Below are 16542 nucleotides of genomic sequence, written 5' to 3' on the forward strand. Positions count from 1 at the left end.
GCCCCTCGCTTCACTTGCCCAGTGCGCCCGGATAGGCGCAGCCGCGCAGCGTCTCGCCATCGATGCGCAGTTCGGCGGAGTAGCTGCTGAAGGCGCCGCTCATGCTGTCGGTGCAGGACGACGGGGCGATCCACAATTCGACCTTCTTGCCGTTCGCCTCGCTGGAATAGCTGGTGCTGCCGTTCGGCAGTTCCTCGGCGACGTAAGGCAAGGCCAGGGTCTCGTGTTCGGGGCGGTCCAGGCGCAGGCCCTGGTTGTTCACCCTGGCGCTCCAGAAGGGTTCGTTGCCGTTGGCGGCGAAGGTCAGCAGCTTGAAGTTCGGGTCGTCGCAGCCGGGGCCCTCGTTCTGCACGCGGTACAGTCGGCTGACCTCCAGCTTGCCGTCGGTACCGCGGACCTTGGCCGGTCCCATGGTTCCGCGCAGGTCGACGAACAGGCCCTGGGCGCCGTCGTCGAACAGGCTGTCGGCTTCGCGGCGCAGGCCGGTATTGGCCACGTCCTCGATGCTGAACAGGCGCTTCTCGGTACAGGGGCGGAATTGCAGCGCGCCGTTGATCTTCACCAGTTCGCCCTGGAAGCGGGTGTCTACACTGGTGCTCGGCGATTCGGGCTTCCACACCTGGCAGGCGGCGAACAAGGGGAGCAGGCTGTAGACCAGCAGACGGGCAGGGCGCATAGGGAAGACTCCATCGAAAATGCGCCCACGTTACCGAGCGTCCGGGCCTAGCTCAAGTCCGGATCGGACTTCATCGCAACCAGGGAGTCGATCGATGATCCAATGCAAGCGTGTATACGAACCGGCGTCGCCCGCCGATGGCCGGCGCGTACTGGTGGACCGGCTGTGGCCGCGCGGCATCCGCAAGGAAGCCCTGGCCATGGACGACTGGCTGAAGGACGTGGCGCCCTCCAACGAGGTGCGCAAGCAGTTCTGCCACGATCCGGCACTCTTCGACAGCTTCCGCGAACACTACCGCGCCGAGTTGCAGGCGCACCCGGAACATTGGTGGGGCCTGCTCGACAGCGCTCGCGAGGGCACCCTGACGCTGCTCTACGGCGCCCACGACCAGCAGCACAACAATGCCGTGGTGCTGGCCGAGTTCCTCGAGGAGGAGCTGGACCGCCAGCAGCCGGGCAGTTCGCCGACCTGCTACGCCGACCGCCTCTCCTGAGAAATATCGCTTACCAGATGCGGTACACCTGGCCGGTCTGCGCGCCTTCCACGCTGCGTGCGTAACCCAGCGCGGCGTCCGCCGCCGGAACCGGCTTGAAGCCACGGAAGTAGGGCGCGTAGCCGGGCAGCGCCTCGCTGACCACGGTCGGGCTGACGGCGTTGATGCGCAGGCCGCGCGGCAACTCCAGGGCTGCGCCGCGGACGAAGCCCTCGACGGCGCAGTTGACCATGCTCGCCGAACTGCCGAAGCGGATCGGCTGCTCGGCGAGCACGCCGCTGGTGAGGGTGAAGGAGCCCCCGTCGTTGGCGTACTCGCGGCCGAGCAGTACCAGGTTGACCTGGCCCATCAGCTTGGCGCGCAGGCCGAGCTGGTATTGCGCCTCGCCCATTTCCTCCAGGGCGCCGAAGTGCACCTTGCCGACTGCGGCGACCAGCGCGTCGAAGCGACCGGTTTTCTCGAACAGGGCGCGAATGGAGTCTGAGTCGCTGATGTCGACCTGGAAATCGCCGCTGCTGTTGCCTACCCGGACGATCTCGTGGCGCTCGCAGAGTTCTTTGTCGATACCCTTGCCAAGGGTGCCGCTGGCGCCGATCAGGATGATTTTCATACAGGCCTCTCGTTGAGTGAAGGTGAGTGGTTTCCAGTGTAGAGTCGCTTTTGCCATGGATAATCCTGTCAATCGACAACCTACCGTTTTCATAGGGAAACAATCGTGAAGGACCTGGACGATCTCGCCGCCTTCGCCGTACTCCACGACCTGGGCAGTTTCACCCGCGCCGCCGAGCGTCTCGGTTGCAGCAAGGGCCAACTGTCGAAGCGCATTGGCGTCCTCGAGCAGAAGCTCGGCGTGACCCTCTTGCACCGCACCACCCGCCGTCTTTCGCTGACCGCCGCCGGCGCCGCGCTGCTGCCCGAGGCGCAGGCCTTGCTGGTGCAGGCCGAGCGCGCGCGGCAGGCGGTGGCGCGCTTGCAGGAGCGAGCGGAAGGACGGGTGCGGGTGACCCTCCCGGTCTCGCTGGGCGAGACCCTGTTCGATGCACTGCTGGAGGACTTCCAGGAACGCCATCCGCTGCTGCGCGTCGAGCTGGACCTGTACAACGGCCTGCGCGACCTGGTTGGCGAGGGCTTCGACCTGGCTATTCGCTCTGGGGTCGAGCAGGACGCCCGGCTGGTGGCGCGGCCGCTGTTCGTCCTGCAGGAAATCACCTGCGCCAGTCCCGCCTACCTGGCGCGACACGGCGAGCCGCAACGCCCGGCCGAGCTGGCCGAGCGCGAGTGCCTGCTGAACTCGCACTACAGCGGCCACGAGGAGTGGCTCTATCACCGCCACCATCGGCTGGAGCGGGTACGGGTTGCCGGCTTTCTCGCCAGCAACCACTACAGCCTGTTGAAGAAGGCCGCGCTGGCCGGCACCGGCATCGCCCGGCTGCCGTCATACATGGTCCACGACGAACTGGGCGACGGCCGCCTGGCCTGGTTGCTGCGCGACTACCAGACGCGCAGCACGCCGATGTTCCTCGTCCATCCGTTCCAGGGCGGCCTGCCGCGGCGCACCCAGGTACTCGCCGATTACCTGCTCGACTGGTTCGAGCGCAGCCGGCGACAATTGATCGGCCTGGAGGGTTGAACATTTCGCCGCGACGCGGCTCTATTGCACTCCGGGCAGCTTCCATGCGGCCTGAAGCTCATCGCGGGCACGCCGTTGCACAAGGAACGTGACGGAACGTGGCAGAATCCCGCACCGGACCGCTCGCGTGCGAGCGGACGCCATTCATCGAACGCTTGGATAGGGACATGCAAAGCAGCTTTCCGCAATCGAACACTCCCCAGATCCGTCGCGCCGGAGTCGACCTCAACGGCGTGATGTCGGTGCTCAGCAAGCACCTCTATTCCACGCCCACCGTGGCGTTGCGCGAGCTGGTGCAGAACGCCCACGACTCGATCCTCCGTCGCCGCCTGGAGCAGCCCGACTGGCAAGGGCCGTCGCGAATCGAGGTGATCGGCGACAGTGCCAGCAACACCGTGCGCATCGTCGACACCGGCGCCGGGCTCACCGAGCACGAAATCCACGCCTACCTGGCCACCGTCGGCGTCGGCTACACCCGCGGACTGCGCCAGTCCGGCCACGAGGACAGCGGGCTGATCGGCATGTTCGGCCTGGGCTTCCTCTCCGCTTTCGTCCTGGCCCGCCGGGTCAGCGTGCGGACCACGTCCTACCAGCAGCCGGAACTGGGCTTCTGCTACGTCTCCAGCAACGCCGAGCAATACAGCGTGACGCCGATGCCGGCGCGCCCGGTGGGTACCGAGATCACCCTCGAACTGCAGGACGAATACAGTGCGCTGACCCAGGCCGCGCGCCTGCGCGAGATCCTCGAACGCTACTGCGTGCTGCTGCGCGAGCCGATCCACGTCGGCGGCGACGCCCAGTCGATCAACCCGGAGCCGCCGCCGTGGCGGCTGGCCGCCGACGCCGCGCTGCACCCGCTGCAACGGCAGCGCCGCGACCTGGAGTTCGCCGCACGCTTCGAGCACGACTTCGAGCCGATCTGCTGCCTGCCGGTGCGCCCGGACGAGCGGGTCGACGTGCAGGGCCTGCTGTGGATCCAGGACGGCGGCACCTATGGCACCAGCGACAACCGCAATCTCTCGGTTTTCCTCCGCGGCATGCTGCTCGACGATGACGCCCGCGACCTGCTGCCGTCCTGGGCCGGGTTCGTCGGCGGGGTGATCGAATCGAACCGCCTGACGCCCACCGCCAGCCGCGAGGACCTGCAGCGTGACGACCATTACGCGGCGATCCAGCATGCGCTGGCCGAGGCGCTGATCGCCGGGCTCGGCGAGGTGGCGCGGCAGCAGCCGGAGGCCTGGCGGCGGGTCCTGCTGCGGCACAACGAGGCCCTGCTGGGAGCGGCGTTGTGCGACGAGCGTCTGTTCGCGCTGATGATGGACAGCCTGCGCGTACCCACCTCCCAGGGCGACCTCCCGGCTTCCGAACTCCTTTCGCGCGGAGCGGTGCATGTGCTGCTGGACAACGACAGCGGCTTCGAGGAAATGCTGTTCCGTGCCATGGGCGTACCGGTGGCCCATGGCAATCGCTATGCGGTGGTACCCTTCCTCCGTCGCTGGGCGCAGGCCAAGGGGATGCGCCTGGTGGAGCTGGGCACCGAGCAGGGCAACCGCCAGTTGTTCCGCCTCGACCGACTGCCCGAGCGCGAGACCGGCTGGCTGGCCGAACACCTGGGCGGCGCCGAGGAGCAACTGGTGATCGCCCGCTTCAGCCCCGAGGAATTGCCGCTTGTGGTGGTGCCCGACCGCGACGCCGAACTCAAGCGGCGACTGGAGGACGACGAGGCCGACAAGCGTATTTCCACCGCGGCGTTGCGCCTGGCCCGGCAGTTCACCCGCAAGCTCGACAATCGCCAGCCGAGCCGGCTCTACGTCAACCTCGACAATCCGGCGGTGCAGGCGCTGCTCGCGGCCGTCGGCGAGGAACGCGACGAAGCGGCCCATGCGGCGTTGCTGCTGCGCTCGTTCAAAGTGATCATCGCCGGACAGGGACGCGGCCAGCCCGCGACCTCGCTGAACCAGGCCCTGGCCGGACTCGCCGATTCGGTGAAGCGCCTGCTGGGGCAATAAGAAAATTCGCAACACGCCTGATGGAGACTGAAGCATATGGATATCTGGAACTGGGTGGAGAAGCTCCGCGCCGACCTGCGTGAGGCCGGCCAGGAGCAGAGTGCGCGGCTGATCGACGAACTCACCGCGTACGTCTGCGACCTCGAGGTGGAGCGCGCCGAGGCGCTGTTGCCGGAGGTCAAGGCGCTGAGCCGGACGTTGAACAACCCGTGGCTGGAAATCTTCGTCCGCCACTGGGAAATGCGTAACCGGGTCGGCAACCAACTGGAGGGTGAGACCGCCCTGGCCGACGCCGTTTCCCTGTTCGAACTGGCCAATCGCGACGACACCCAGGCCTGCCCGCAGTCAGTCTGCGTGACCCAGGACCTGGCGTCGTGCTACGCCAACGTCGACGGCCCGGGCTGGGTGGAGGAGCGCATCGAGGTGTGCGACGAGACCCTGGCGCGGATCGACCCGACCTGGGCCTGCTTCCACTGCCTGAGCAACGAGAAGGCCGAGGCGCTGCTCGACGACGGGCGCGGCGAAGATGCCCTGGCCTTCCTGGCCGAACAGGAGAAGAAGATCCTCGCCGCCGGCGAGGAGGTATTCGACAGCCTCCTGGAGATGCGCGTGGCGATCCTGCTGAACCTGGGGCGCGCGGAACAGGCGCTGGCCCTGATCGGCGAGATGGAGGAGAAGGTCGAGGGAGCGGAGTGGAACAACATCAGCCAGCCGCGGCGTCTGTACAAGGCCCACGGCCTGGCGTTGCTGGGGCGCGACGAGGAGGCCCTGGAGGCGCTGCTGCCGTTCTCCGAGATTGCCCCGCGCTACCGTACGATCTGGCTGCGCGCCGTCTACCTGCTGCTGCAACGGACCCCTGAGCGCAACACCTGGGACTTCGGCGGGCGCCTGCAGCAGATGCTCGAACACTACTCGCAGAAGGGCGCGCACCGGGTGGTCATCGATGTTGCCAGCCAGGCCATCCGCCTCGCGTTGCAACGCGGTTCGGTATGGAGCGCCAGGCGCCACCTGGCGCTGGCCGAACAGCATGCTCAACAGTTGCAGCGCGATCGGGGCGCCAGCCAGTTGCTCGCCGGGTTGAGGGAGGAGATCGATGCCGCGCCGCAGCAGCAGGAGCTGCCGGTGCCGGCTGCGGAGTTGCTCGACTGGCTGGCTGCGCAGGGCAGCGAAGACGCGCCGCGCAACCCGGAGAAAGAAGTGCAGTGGCTGCTCCAGGCGCTGGCCGAGCGGCCCGACGACACCGCCTTGCGCGAAGTGGCCGCCTCGGCGCTACAGGCCTGCTCCGCCGACGACGAGGCCATCGACCTGCTCTGGGAGTACGTCGAGCGCCACACCGACGAGGAGCAGCAACTGGCCTACTACCTGCTCAATGCCTTGCTGGCCCGCGGCGAGTACGACCAGGTCAAGCGCCTCGGCCGGCTCTACGCCGACAGCGTGCCGCTGATCGCGCTGTGGAGCGAAGTCAAGCTGGCCGAGAAACTCAACGACTGGCCGGAGCTGGAGCGCGCCTGCCAGTCGGTGCTGGAGATTTCCCCCGGCTCGCTGGGAGCCCACAGCCTGCTGGGCAAGGCGCTGATGGAGCAGGATCGCTTCGCCGAGGCGGCGCAGGCCTACCAGCGACTGGCCGGCAAGCTGGAGGAGCCGCAGTCGGTGCAGTGGGACCAGATGACCGCTGCCAGCGCCGCGCGCGACTGGACGATGCTGCGCGAGGTCGCTGCCGGCATGGGCATGGAGTTCGCCGCCGGCGACGGACCGATCGAGGAAGACTGGGGCTGGGTGATCGTCCGTTACATCGAGGATGGCGAAGCGCTCGACTACTACGCCCGGCGCACCGGCCCGGTGACCGCGCGGGTCCTCGAGAACGCGCCGGGCAATCGCAGCCAGCGGGTCGGTGACTGGGTGGTGTTCGACGCCGGCCTGATCTATCCGGCTCCGGAAGACGAGGAGGAGCGCAAGCGTTTCGTTCCCACCTATGCGGTGGTGCACGTCCTCGAGAGCGGTGGTTACTCGCCGAGCTGGCTGGTGGACGGCGTCTATCCGGGCGACGAGGCCTTCGACGCCTTCCGCGAAACGCTCGACGCGCGCGGCTGGAAGGTCTGGGTGCACAGCAACCGCGACTACCAGGTCACCGATGCCAGCAGCGGCGAGGAACTGCGGGCGATCTACTTCACCGTCGCGACACCCGCGCAGCAGGCGCCGCGCGACCTGCACCAGGCGTTGCAGGAGGCCACCGGGCAATGGCCGCACCGCATGTGCTGGTTGCGCCTGGCGGAAGCGGCGGAGGTCGACACCCAGCCGCACCTGGACGCTATCGAGCGCTACGGCCTGTAGCCGGTACGCCTCGGCATAAAAAAACGGCCCGTGAGGGCCGTTTTTTTATGCGCTGAAGTCTCCGGCGGGACGGTGCTCAGCCGCCGAGGTAGGCGTCGCGCACCTTCGGGTTGGTCAGCAGGGCGGCGCCGGTGTCGTGCATGACGATCCGGCCGTTCTCCAGCACGTAGGCGCGATCGGCGAGCTTCAACGCCTGGTTGGCGTTCTGCTCGACGAGGAACACGGTGACGCCTTCGCGACGCAGCTGCTCGATGATCTCGAAGATCTGCTGGATGATGATCGGCGCCAGGCCGAGCGAAGGTTCGTCCAACAGCAACAGCTTTGGCTTGCTCATCAGCGCGCGGCCGATGGCGAGCATCTGCTGTTCGCCGCCGGACATGGTCCCGGCGCGCTGTTCGTAGCGTTCCTTCAGGCGCGGGAAGAGTTCCAGCACCTTGTCCATCTGCACCTGGTAGTCGTCCTTGTTGGTGAAGAAGCCGCCCATCGCCAGGTTTTCTTCCACCGTCAGGCGGGAGAAGACCCGGCGGCCTTCCGGGACCACCGCGATGCTCTTGCGCATGATGGTGGAGGAGGGCAGGCCGACCAGTTCCTCGCCTTCGTAGCGGATGCTGCCGCTGGCCGCCTGCGGCGAGCCGCAGAGCGTCATCAGCAGGGTCGACTTGCCGGCGCCGTTGGCGCCGATCAGGGTGACGATCTCGCCCTTCTTCACTTCCACGCTGACGTCGTGCAGCGCCTGGATCTTGCCGTAGTAGGTGGAAACCTTGTCGAAACTCAGCATGCTCACGCTTCCCCCAGATAAGCCTTGATCACGTCCGGGTTGTCGCGGATCTGCTCCGGCGTCCCGTCGGCCAGGGGGGTGCCCTGGTTGATCACCACGATATGGTCGGAAATGCTCATCACCAGCTTCATGTCGTGCTCGATCAGCAATACCGTCACGTTGTGCTCGCTGCGCAGCTTGGCGATCAGCGCCTTGAGGTCGTCGGTCTCCTTCGGGTTGAGGCCGGCGGCCGGCTCGTCGAGCATGAGGATCCGCGGGCGGGTCATCATGCAGCGGGCAATCTCCAGGCGTCGCTGCTGGCCGTAGGCGAGGGTGCCGGCGCTGCGGTTGGCGAACTCGGTAAGGTTGACTTCCTCCAGCCAGTGCGCGGCGTACTCCATGGCCTCGCGCTCGCTGCGGCGGAATGCCGGGGTCTTGAACAGGCCGGCGAGGAAGTTGGTGTTGAGGTGGCGGTGCTGGGCGACCAGCAGGTTCTCCACCGCGGTCATTTCCTTGAACAGGCGGACGTTCTGGAAGGTCCGCACCACGCCCTTGCGAGCGATCTTGTGACCGGGCAGGCCCTGGATCTCCTCGCCGTCGAGGCGGATCAGGCCGCCGGTGGGCTGGTAGAAGCCGGTCAGGCAGTTGAACACGGTGGTCTTGCCGGCGCCGTTCGGGCCGATCATCGAGACCACCTGCTTTTCCTCGACCTTCAGGTTGACGCCGTTGACGGCCAGCAGGCCGCCGAAGCGCATGGTCAGGCCGCTCACTTCGAGAATCGGTCGGCTCATGGCTTCAGCTCCAGGTGCGGGCGTTGCATCGGCAGCAGTCCCTGGGGACGCCAGATCATCATCACGATCATGGTCAGGCCGAAGATCAGCATGCGGTATTCGTTGAACCCGCGCATTTCCTGGAGCAGCACCATCACCACCGCGGCGAGTATCACGCCGAGCTGCGAACCCATGCCGCCGAGCACGACGATCGCAAGGATCATCGCCGACTCGATGAAGGTGAAGGACTCAGGCGTCACCAGGCCCTGGCGGGCGGCGAAGAAGCTGCCGGCGAAACCGGCGAAGCTGGCGCCGATGGTGAAGGCGGAGAGCTTGACGATGGTCGGGTTGAGACCGAGAGCGCGGCAGGCCACTTCGTCCTCGCGCAGCGCTTCCCAGGCGCGACCGATCGGCATGCGCATCAGCCGGTTGATCACGAACAGGGCCAGCAGCACCAGCAGCAGGGCCACCACGTAGAGCAGGATGACCTTGTAGTTGGTGTTGTAGGCGATGCCGAAGAACTCGTGGAAGGTCTGCATGCCTTCCGGCGCGCGGCGTTCGAAGGTCAGGCCGAACAGGGTCGGCTTGGGGATCGAGCCGATGCCGTTGGGGCCGCCGGTGATCTCGGTCATGTTGCGCAGCAGGATGCGGATGATCTCGCCGAAGCCGAGGGTCACGATCGCCAGGTAGTCGCCGCGCAGGCGCAGCACCGGGAAGCCGAGGAGGAAGCCGAACAGCGCGGCCATCATCCCGGCGATCGGCAGGGCGGTCCAGAAGCCGAACCCGGCGTACTCGGCGAGCAGCGCGTAGGTGTAGGCACCTACCGCGTAGAAGCCGACGTAGCCGAGATCGAGCAGGCCGGCCAGGCCGACCACGATGTTCAGGCCGATGCCGAGCATCACGTAGATCAGGATCAGGGTGGCGATGTCCACCGCCCCGCGCGAGGCGAAGAACGGCCAGACGAAAGCCACCACGACCAGGGCGAGGACCGCCCAGCGCTGGGTCGATGGCAGGCTGAGGAAGTTCTTCAGGCCGCTGCCGTTGACCTTGTAGCCGACGCCGCGACCCAGCTTGAGCGGGATGCGGTCGCGGAACAGCTGCCAGACGAACATGGCCAGGGCGGCCGCGGCGATGGTCCAGAGGGTCTGCGCATCGGCGCCGAGGACCTCGAGCTTGATGCCGACGGTGCGCAGCTTCAGGCCTAGGATCGGATAGGACACCAGGATCACGAGGAGGGCGCTGAACAGCGCGCGCTTGAGGGACTGGCTCATACTTTTTCCACCTCCGGACGACCGAGGATGCCGGTAGGTCGGAACAGCAGCACCAGGATCAGCAGGCCGAAGGCCACCACGTCCTTGTACTGGTCGCCGAACACGTCGGCGCCGAAGGCTTCGGCGACGCCCAGCAGCAGGCCGCCGAGCATGGCGCCGGGGATGCTGCCGATGCCGCCGAGCACCGCGGCGGTGAACGCCTTGATCCCGGCGAGGAAGCCGATCCCGGGGTTGATCACGCCGTACTGCATGCCCAGCAGCACCGCGGCGACGGCGGCCAGGGCGGCGCCGATGACGAAGGTGAGGGCGATGATGTTGTTGCTGTTGATACCCAGCAGGTTGGTCATCTTCAGGTCCTCGGCGCAGGCGCGGCAGGCGCGGCCCAGGCGAGAGCGGGAGATGAACAGGGTGAGGCCGAACATCACCAGGAAGGTGACGACGAAGATCAGGATCTGCATATAGGAGATCACCACGCCGTTCATGCTGCTTTCGCCGAACACGAAGTTGCCGGGCAGCAGGGTCGGGATGGCCTTTTCCTTGGAGTCCTGCGAGAGCATCACGGCGTTCTGCAGGAAGATCGACATGCCGATCGCGGAGATCAGCGGGATCAGGCGGTTGCCGCCGCGCAACGGGCGGTAGGCGACCCGCTCGATGCTGTAGCCGAAGGCACTGGTGACGATGATGCTGGCGGCGAACGCGGCGAGCATCATCAGCGGAACGCTGTCCAGCCCCATCATCGCCAGCAGGGTGATGGCGATGAAGGCGATGTACGAGCCGATCATGTACACCTCGCCGTGGGCGAAGTTGATCATGCCGATGATGCCGTAGACCATGGTGTAGCCGATCGCGATCAGCGCATAGGTGCTGCCGACGGTCAGGCCGTTAACCAATTGTTGTAGGTAATGATAAATCTCGGGCATGGGACTCTCTCGCTAAACGCCCGCCGTTGTACGGCAGGTAGACGTTCGGCTCGCGGGTGTGGGGCCGGAACGCTGCTGAGACCCGTCACGATCCGGCGCGCGGCGGGCCGGCGGGAGGCAGGGGAAAGCCGCGCTCCCGTCCACCAGGAGTGAACGCTGCCGGTCTTCGCCTGCCCTTGCCGGGCCGCCGCTCGCGGAATCATGCGGGTACTAAAACAAAGCCCACGGTGGGTGACGTGGGCTCCGTACTGCAACGATGCTTACTTGACCTCGGTCCGGGTGGCGTCCTTGTGCCACTCGTAGACGGTGAAGTCGAAGTTCTTCAGGTCGCCCTTCTCGTCGAACCCGAGGTTCCCGGTGGGAGTCTCGAAGGTGTTGGCGCGCAGGGCCTCGGCGACCTTCTCCGGATCGGCCTCGCCGGCTTTCTCGATGCCCTTGGCGATCACGGTGACCGCGGAGTAGGCGGGCAGGACGAAGATGCCGCTCGGATCCTGGTTCTTCGCCTTGAAGGCGTCGATCAGGGCCTTGTTCTTCGGATCCTGCTCGAAGGCGCGCGGCAGGGTCGCCAGCATGCCTTCCGAAGCGTCGCCGGCGATCGCGGTGATTTCGCTGTTGCCGACCCCTTCCGGGCCCATGAAGCGCGCGTCCAGCCCGGCCTGCTTGGCCTGGCGCAGCAGCAGGCCCATTTCCGGGTGGTAGCCGCCGAAGTAGACGAACTGCACGCCGGCTTTCTTCAGCTTGCTGATCAGCGCGTTGAAGTCCTTGTCGCCGGCGTTCAGGCCTTCGAAGACGGCAACCTTGATGCCGGCGTCTTCCACGGTCTTCTTCACCTCGGTGGCGATGCCTTCGCCGTACTGCTGCTTGTCGTGCAGTACCGCGATGGTCTTGTCCTTGTAGCGTTCGGCGATGAACTTGCCGGCCACCGGGCCCTGCATGTTGTCCAGGCCGATGGTGCGGAAGATCAGCTTGTAGCCGCGCGAGGTGATTTCCGGGGCGGTGGCCGACGGGGTGATCATCAGCACGCCTTCGTCTTCGTAGATGTCGGTGGCGGGTTGGGTGGAGCTGGAGCAGACATGGCCGACCACGAACTTGACGCCGTCGTTGACCACCTTGTTGGCGACCGCCACGGCCTGCTTGGGATCGCAGGCGTCGTCGTAGATCACGCCTTCGAGTTGCGCGCCGTTCACGCCGCCTGCCTTGTTGATCTGTTCGATTGCCATCAGCGCACCGGCGCGCTGCATGTCGCCGTACTGGGCTACCGGACCGGTGACCGGGCCAGCCAGGGCGATCTTGATGGTGTCGGCGGCCATGGAGTAGCTGGCGAACCCGGCAATGGCCATCGCGGCGAACAGGCGGGATAGACGCTGAGTACCCTTCTTCATAGTGCTCCACTCTTCTTGTGTGTTGTCATTGTTGTAGTCTCGCGGCCGCGGGGGCCGGAGGAGACCGGGTGATCGTCATGGACGGACCCCGGGAACTGTACCGGTACAGTGTAGAGCGGCGCTTCGTCGCTTGAAAAGCACGGCACGGCGAGCTCCCGTGAGTCGTGTCGCCTGGTTGACATAAACGTATAGAAAAACGGCGCGGACCTGCCTCACCTCCCTGGGCCCGGTTTCCCTTCGGCTGTCGTGGGCTACCGGCGGGCGTTATCATGGCGCCCATGCAATCCAGGTAGATCCCATGACAGAACAAACTAGCACCCTCTATGCCAAGCTGCTCGGCGAGACCGCGGTCATTTCCTGGGCCGAGCTGCAACCGTTTTTCGCCCGTGGCGCCTTGCTCCAGGTCGATGCCGCGCTGGACCTGGTGGAAGTCGCCGAGGCCCTGGCCGGGGACGACCGCGAGAAGGTCGCCGCCTGGCTTTCCGGCGGCGGCCTGAGCAAGGTCGGGGAGGATGCGGCCAAGGACTTCCTCGAACGCGACCCGACCCTCTGGGCGGTGGTGGTGGCGCCCTGGGTGGTCATTCAGGAACGCGCGGAAAAAGCGACGTTGCACTGATCCAGGGCGGTTTTCTTTCGCTCGACCCTGGCTAGACTGATTCCGATTCCCACCAGGAGATTCGTCATGTTCGAACCAGGCCACCTCCATCTGGTCAGCCTGCCCGGCCTCGACCAGCAGGACATCAATATCCATATCCGCTACGAGGTGCGGCAGAACGCCGAATCCGGCGCCTATGTGCACTTCGACATGGACGGCGAGATCGACGGCAAGCCGTTCAGCGACTCCTTCGAGCTGCCGCGCGATACCGCCTTCAACTTCGCCAGCGATGCCACGCGGGTCGCCCAGAAGCACGGCCTGCACCCGAAGTTCGGCGCGATCACCCGGGTGCACAAGGAATACGATGCGATGTTCGAGGACATTCGCGCCAAGCTGCATGCCCATCCCGGCGAACCGGTGGATCTCGAGCGGATCATTCGCCACGAGTGAGCCGTGTCCCCGGCGGCCGGAAGCATGGTAAAGGCCCGATATCGACGATATCGGGCCTTTTTTCGTTTGCCGGAGAAGCCGTTCCAGGGGCTTGCCACCCTTGCCGGCAAGCGGAAGCGGCTTGCCGCTTGCCGCTTCCGGGTTACCCTTAAATAAACTCAAGTTATTGAATATAAAGGTTTTTAATAATTTGGCACGGGCCTTGCTGAAGTGTTGGCGACGAAAGCCACACCGGCAAACAGGTTCGCAGCCATGAGCATCAGTTTCGACAGAGCACTCGGTATCCACCAGCAGGCCCTCAGCTTCCGCGCCCAGCGCGCCGAAGTGCTGGCCAACAACCTGGCCAACGCCGATACCCCGAACTACAAGGCTCGCGACCTGGACTTCGCCGCGGTTCTCGCCGAGCAGAAGGACAAGGCCGCCAAGGGTACCTTCGCCACCCGCACCACCAACGAGCGGCATATCGCCGCCGAAGGTTTCGGCATGGGCGAGGGCAGCCTGCAGTACCGCATCCCGGTCCAGCCGTCGATCGACCAGAACACTGTCGACGCCCAGATCGAGCAGGCCAACTACGCCGAGAACGCCATGCACTTCCAGGCGTCCTTCACCTTCCTCAACAGCAAATTCAAAGGGCTGGTCAGCGCCCTGCGTGGAGAGTAACCGCCATGTCCCTCGCCAGTGTCTTCAACATTGCCGGTAGCGGCATGAGCGCCCAGAGCACCCGCCTGAACACCGTGGCCAGCAACATCGCCAACGCCGAGACGGTTTCCTCCAGCGTCGACAAGACCTACCGCGCCCGCCATCCGGTGTTCTCCACCATGTTCCAGCAGGCCCAGGGCGACAGCGGCTCGCTGTTCGCCGACCAGGACAGCTCCGGCGCCGGCGTGCAGGTGCTGGGCATCGTCGAGGACCAGAGTTCGCTGATGCCGCGCTACGAGCCGAACCATCCGGCCGCGGATGCCAACGGCTACGTGTATTACCCCAATGTGAACGTGGTCGAGGAAATGGCCGACATGATTTCCGCCAGCCGTGCCTTCCAGACCAACGCGGAAATGATGAATACCGCCAAACAGATGATGCAGAAGGTCCTGACCCTGGGTCAGTGAGCGGAGTAGAGCATGAGCATCGATAACGTCAGCGGCACCAGCAGCAACACCGGCAACGTCAACGGCAGCAAGCGTGCCGCCGGCAGCGGCGCCACCGAGACCGGGCAGAGCGTCAAGGGCAGCAGCAACCTTGGCAAGGACGAATTCCTCAAGCTGCTGGTGGCCCAGTTGAAGAACCAGGACCCGATGTCGCCGCAGCAGAACGGCGAGTTCATCGCCCAACTGGCCCAGTTCAGCACCGTGGAAGGCGTGCAGTCGCTGAACAAGAGCATGGAGAGCATTCTCTCCAACTACCAGTCGTCGCAGGCCCTGCAAGCCTCGTCGCTGGTGGGGCGCAAGGTCATCGTGGCGACCGACAAGTCGGTGGTGGACACCAAGGACACCTTCAAGGCGTCCCTCAACCTGCCGGTCTCCAGCAGCAACGTATGGGTCAACGTCTACGACGACAAGGGCACCGTGGTCAATCGCATCAACCTCGGCCAGCAGGCTGCCGGCAGCGTCAGCTTCATGTGGGACGGCAAGGACAGCAGCGGCAACATCATGCCGCCGGGCACCTACAAGTTCGAGGCGCAGACCTCGATCGACGGCAAGACCTACGGGCTCCAGACCTACCTGCCGGCCAACGTCGACAGCGTCACCCTGGGGCAGAACGGCGGCGAGCTGATGCTCAACCTCGCAGGCCTGGGCAGCATCGCGCTGTCCAAAGTACAGATCATCGGCCAGTAAGCCGGCGTTTCCGGCAAGGAGCTATCCATGAGTTTCAACATCGGCCTGAGCGGCATCCAGGCGGCCTCCAGCGGCCTGAACGTCACCGGCAACAACATCGCCAACGCCGGCACCGTAGGCTTCAAGCAATCCCGCGCGGAGTTCGCCGACGTCTACGCCGCCTCGGTGCTGGGTTCGGGCAGCAACCCGCAGGGCAGCGGCGTGCTGCTCTCGGACGTCTCGCAGATGTTCAAGCAGGGCAACATCGACTCGACCAACAGCGTGCTGGACCTGGCCATCAACGGCAACGGCTTCTTCGTCACCAGCAACAACGGGGCGATCAGCTACACCCGCGCCGGCTACTTCAATACCGACAAGCAGGATTTCATCGTCGACAACAACGGCTACCGCCTGCAGGGCTATGCCGTCGGGCCGAACGGCCAGTTGCAGAACGGCGTGGTCACCGACCTCAAGGTCGAGCGCGCCAATCAGGCGCCGCAGGCCACCTCGAGCATCCAGCAGTCGTACAACCTCAACTCGACGCTGAAGCCGCCGACCGTGACGCCGTTCGATCCGTCCGACGCCGCTACCTACAACTCGTCCTCTTCGCTGGGCATCTATGACAGCCAGGGCAACTCCCACACCATGAGCCAGTTCTTCATCAAGAACGAGCCGGATCCGAATGCGACCCCGCCGATTCCGGAGAACAGCTGGACCATGAAAGTGCTGATCGACGGGGTCAATCCGCTCGACCCGTCGAACAAGACGCCGATGAGCTTCAACGTCACCTTCGACGCCAGCGGCCAGATGACCTCGGTACGGGCTCCGGACGGCAGCACCAGCGGGCCGGGCTTCAGCATCGACGCGACCACCAACGTGATCCAGTTCAGCCCGGCCACCGGCAATCCGCCGACTCCCGGCACCGGCTGGATTCCGGCGGCCTCGGACGGCAAGACCCCGCCGACCTACGCCTGGAATGGCGCGACCGGTGCCGCCAGCGGCATCTCCTTCGACATGCGCAAGACCACCCAGTACTCCACCGCGTTCGCCCAGAGCAACCCGATCCAGGACGGCTACACCACCGGTCAGCTGGCAGGCCTGGAAATCGACGACACCGGGGTGATCTTCGCCCGCTACACCAACGGCCAGTCCAAGGTGCAGGGCCAGGTGGTGCTGGCCAACTTCGCCAACATCCAGGGCCTGACGCCGATCGGCAAGACCTCCTGGGTGCAGTCCTCGGAGTCCGGCGAGCCGGCGGTCGGCGCGCCGCGCTCGGGCACCCTGGGGGCGTTGCAATCCGGCGCGCTGGAAGCGTCCAACGTGGACATCTCCAACGAACTGGTGAACCTCATCGTCCACCAGCGCAACTACCAGGCCAATGCCAAGACCATCCAGACCGAGGATGCGGTGACCCAGACCATCATCAACCTGCGCTGATGACGGCGTG

Annotated in this window: 17 protein-coding genes; 10 read left to right on the forward strand and 7 right to left on the reverse strand. The window is 65.6% G+C overall.

Annotated elements, in window-relative coordinates; translation table 11 throughout:
* Positions 1-10 precede the first annotated feature (10 nt).
* Positions 11-676: a COG3650 family protein gene (locus ACTJJX_RS15500; protein WP_003082099.1), complete on the reverse strand. Its 666-nt coding sequence runs from the start codon at positions 674-676 to the stop codon at positions 11-13.
* Positions 677-770: 94 nt separating this feature from the next.
* Here ACTJJX_RS15500 and ACTJJX_RS15505 point away from each other — a divergent pair, with 94 nt between their 5' ends.
* Positions 771-1169 (forward strand): DUF488 domain-containing protein, encoded by a 399-nt coding sequence (locus tag ACTJJX_RS15505; protein WP_003116310.1) that lies wholly within the window; start codon positions 771-773, stop codon positions 1167-1169.
* Between the two features lie 10 nt (positions 1170-1179).
* On the opposite strand, the gene ACTJJX_RS15510 is transcribed toward ACTJJX_RS15505, so the two are convergent.
* A complete protein-coding gene (locus ACTJJX_RS15510) occupies positions 1180-1779 on the reverse strand; it encodes a short chain dehydrogenase (RefSeq protein ID WP_010793906.1) in 600 nt (199 codons plus the stop codon).
* 105 nt (positions 1780-1884) lie between these two features.
* Here ACTJJX_RS15510 and ACTJJX_RS15515 point away from each other — a divergent pair, with 105 nt between their 5' ends.
* The 3 genes from ACTJJX_RS15515 (at position 1885) to ACTJJX_RS15525 (ending at position 7139) form a co-directional block, all read left to right on the forward strand.
* The gene (locus ACTJJX_RS15515; protein WP_003082110.1) at positions 1885-2799 is read left to right on the forward strand and encodes a LysR family transcriptional regulator; all 915 of its coding nucleotides are present in this window, start codon (positions 1885-1887) and stop codon (positions 2797-2799) included.
* A gap of 98 nt (positions 2800-2897) precedes the next feature.
* Positions 2898-4808, forward strand: coding sequence for an ATP-binding protein (locus ACTJJX_RS15520; RefSeq protein WP_003082113.1), 1911 nt, complete (start codon positions 2898-2900; stop codon positions 4806-4808).
* 36 nt (positions 4809-4844) lie between these two features.
* Entirely contained in the window at positions 4845-7139 is a 2295-nt protein-coding gene (locus ACTJJX_RS15525) for a hypothetical protein (RefSeq protein WP_016851898.1), read from the forward strand.
* Between the two features lie 76 nt (positions 7140-7215).
* Here ACTJJX_RS15525 and ACTJJX_RS15530 read toward each other — a convergent pair whose 3' ends face one another.
* The 5 genes from ACTJJX_RS15530 to ACTJJX_RS15550 all read right to left on the reverse strand — a co-directional run bounded on the left by ACTJJX_RS15530 (position 7216) and on the right by ACTJJX_RS15550 (position 12239).
* Positions 7216-7917 (reverse strand): ABC transporter ATP-binding protein, encoded by a 702-nt coding sequence (locus ACTJJX_RS15530; protein ID WP_016851897.1) that lies wholly within the window; start codon positions 7915-7917, stop codon positions 7216-7218.
* Between the two features lie 2 nt (positions 7918-7919).
* On the reverse strand, positions 7920-8687 hold the full coding sequence (gene livG / locus ACTJJX_RS15535) for a high-affinity branched-chain amino acid ABC transporter ATP-binding protein LivG (RefSeq protein WP_016851896.1): 768 nt from the start codon (positions 8685-8687) through the stop codon (positions 7920-7922).
* Complete coding sequence (locus ACTJJX_RS15540) at positions 8684-9937, reverse strand: high-affinity branched-chain amino acid ABC transporter permease LivM (RefSeq protein WP_003082131.1); 1254 nt, start codon at positions 9935-9937, stop codon at positions 8684-8686. Before ACTJJX_RS15540 ends, livG begins: the two co-directional genes overlap by 4 nt.
* Positions 9934-10857, reverse strand: coding sequence for a high-affinity branched-chain amino acid ABC transporter permease LivH (gene livH / locus ACTJJX_RS15545; RefSeq protein ID WP_003086391.1), 924 nt, complete (start codon positions 10855-10857; stop codon positions 9934-9936). Before livH ends, ACTJJX_RS15540 begins: the two co-directional genes overlap by 4 nt.
* A 260-nt stretch (positions 10858-11117) precedes the next feature.
* On the reverse strand, positions 11118-12239 hold the full coding sequence (locus tag ACTJJX_RS15550) for a branched-chain amino acid ABC transporter substrate-binding protein (RefSeq protein WP_003082136.1): 1122 nt from the start codon (positions 12237-12239) through the stop codon (positions 11118-11120).
* Between the two features lie 298 nt (positions 12240-12537).
* Here ACTJJX_RS15550 and ACTJJX_RS15555 point away from each other — a divergent pair, with 298 nt between their 5' ends.
* From ACTJJX_RS15555 to flgE, 6 genes are all read left to right on the forward strand, one after another.
* Positions 12538-12855 carry a DUF2288 domain-containing protein gene (locus ACTJJX_RS15555; protein WP_003086400.1) on the forward strand — a complete coding sequence of 106 codons (318 nt, stop codon included), beginning with the start codon at positions 12538-12540 and terminating at the stop codon, positions 12853-12855.
* Positions 12856-12921: 66 nt separating this feature from the next.
* Positions 12922-13284, forward strand: coding sequence for a DUF5064 family protein (locus ACTJJX_RS15560; protein WP_003082140.1), 363 nt, complete (start codon positions 12922-12924; stop codon positions 13282-13284).
* Between the two features lie 252 nt (positions 13285-13536).
* Positions 13537-13944: a flagellar basal body rod protein FlgB gene (gene flgB / locus ACTJJX_RS15565; protein ID WP_003082144.1), complete on the forward strand. Its 408-nt coding sequence runs from the start codon at positions 13537-13539 to the stop codon at positions 13942-13944.
* Positions 13945-13949: 5 nt separating this feature from the next.
* Positions 13950-14390 carry a flagellar basal body rod protein FlgC gene (flgC, locus tag ACTJJX_RS15570; protein ID WP_003082150.1) on the forward strand — a complete coding sequence of 147 codons (441 nt, stop codon included), beginning with the start codon at positions 13950-13952 and terminating at the stop codon, positions 14388-14390.
* A 12-nt stretch (positions 14391-14402) separates the two neighbouring features.
* Positions 14403-15116: a flagellar hook assembly protein FlgD gene (gene flgD, locus ACTJJX_RS15575; protein ID WP_003082153.1), complete on the forward strand. Its 714-nt coding sequence runs from the start codon at positions 14403-14405 to the stop codon at positions 15114-15116.
* 27 nt (positions 15117-15143) lie between these two features.
* A complete protein-coding gene (gene flgE, locus ACTJJX_RS15580) occupies positions 15144-16532 on the forward strand; it encodes a flagellar hook protein FlgE (RefSeq protein ID WP_003082154.1) in 1389 nt (462 codons plus the stop codon).
* Positions 16533-16542 lie beyond the last annotated feature (10 nt).

The sequence above is a fragment of the Pseudomonas sp. 22490 genome (assembly GCF_052044465.1).
Classification (GTDB): Bacteria; Pseudomonadota; Gammaproteobacteria; order Pseudomonadales; family Pseudomonadaceae; genus Pseudomonas; species Pseudomonas aeruginosa.

What these genes read in the sequence shown, in the direction of transcription:
- ACTJJX_RS15510 (WP_010793906.1), bottom strand. Translation starts at nt 1,779, where the DNA reads ATGAAAATCATCCTGATCGGCGCCAGCGGCACCCTTGGCAAGGGTATC.
- ACTJJX_RS15525 (WP_016851898.1), top strand. Translation starts at nt 4,845, where the DNA reads ATGGATATCTGGAACTGGGTGGAGAAGCTCCGCGCCGACCTGCGTGAG.
- ACTJJX_RS15555 (WP_003086400.1), top strand. Translation starts at nt 12,538, where the DNA reads ATGACAGAACAAACTAGCACCCTCTATGCCAAGCTGCTCGGCGAGACC.
- flgB (WP_003082144.1), top strand. Translation starts at nt 13,537, where the DNA reads ATGAGCATCAGTTTCGACAGAGCACTCGGTATCCACCAGCAGGCCCTC.
- livG (WP_016851896.1), bottom strand. Translation starts at nt 8,687, where the DNA reads ATGAGCCGACCGATTCTCGAAGTGAGCGGCCTGACCATGCGCTTCGGC.
- flgE (WP_003082154.1), top strand. Translation starts at nt 15,144, where the DNA reads ATGAGTTTCAACATCGGCCTGAGCGGCATCCAGGCGGCCTCCAGCGGC.
- flgC (WP_003082150.1), top strand. Translation starts at nt 13,950, where the DNA reads ATGTCCCTCGCCAGTGTCTTCAACATTGCCGGTAGCGGCATGAGCGCC.
- ACTJJX_RS15560 (WP_003082140.1), top strand. Translation starts at nt 12,922, where the DNA reads ATGTTCGAACCAGGCCACCTCCATCTGGTCAGCCTGCCCGGCCTCGAC.
- ACTJJX_RS15530 (WP_016851897.1), bottom strand. Translation starts at nt 7,917, where the DNA reads ATGCTGAGTTTCGACAAGGTTTCCACCTACTACGGCAAGATCCAGGCG.
- ACTJJX_RS15505 (WP_003116310.1), top strand. Translation starts at nt 771, where the DNA reads ATGATCCAATGCAAGCGTGTATACGAACCGGCGTCGCCCGCCGATGGC.
- ACTJJX_RS15540 (WP_003082131.1), bottom strand. Translation starts at nt 9,937, where the DNA reads ATGAGCCAGTCCCTCAAGCGCGCGCTGTTCAGCGCCCTCCTCGTGATC.
- ACTJJX_RS15500 (WP_003082099.1), bottom strand. Translation starts at nt 676, where the DNA reads ATGCGCCCTGCCCGTCTGCTGGTCTACAGCCTGCTCCCCTTGTTCGCC.
- livH (WP_003086391.1), bottom strand. Translation starts at nt 10,857, where the DNA reads ATGCCCGAGATTTATCATTACCTACAACAATTGGTTAACGGCCTGACC.
- flgD (WP_003082153.1), top strand. Translation starts at nt 14,403, where the DNA reads ATGAGCATCGATAACGTCAGCGGCACCAGCAGCAACACCGGCAACGTC.
- ACTJJX_RS15550 (WP_003082136.1), bottom strand. Translation starts at nt 12,239, where the DNA reads ATGAAGAAGGGTACTCAGCGTCTATCCCGCCTGTTCGCCGCGATGGCC.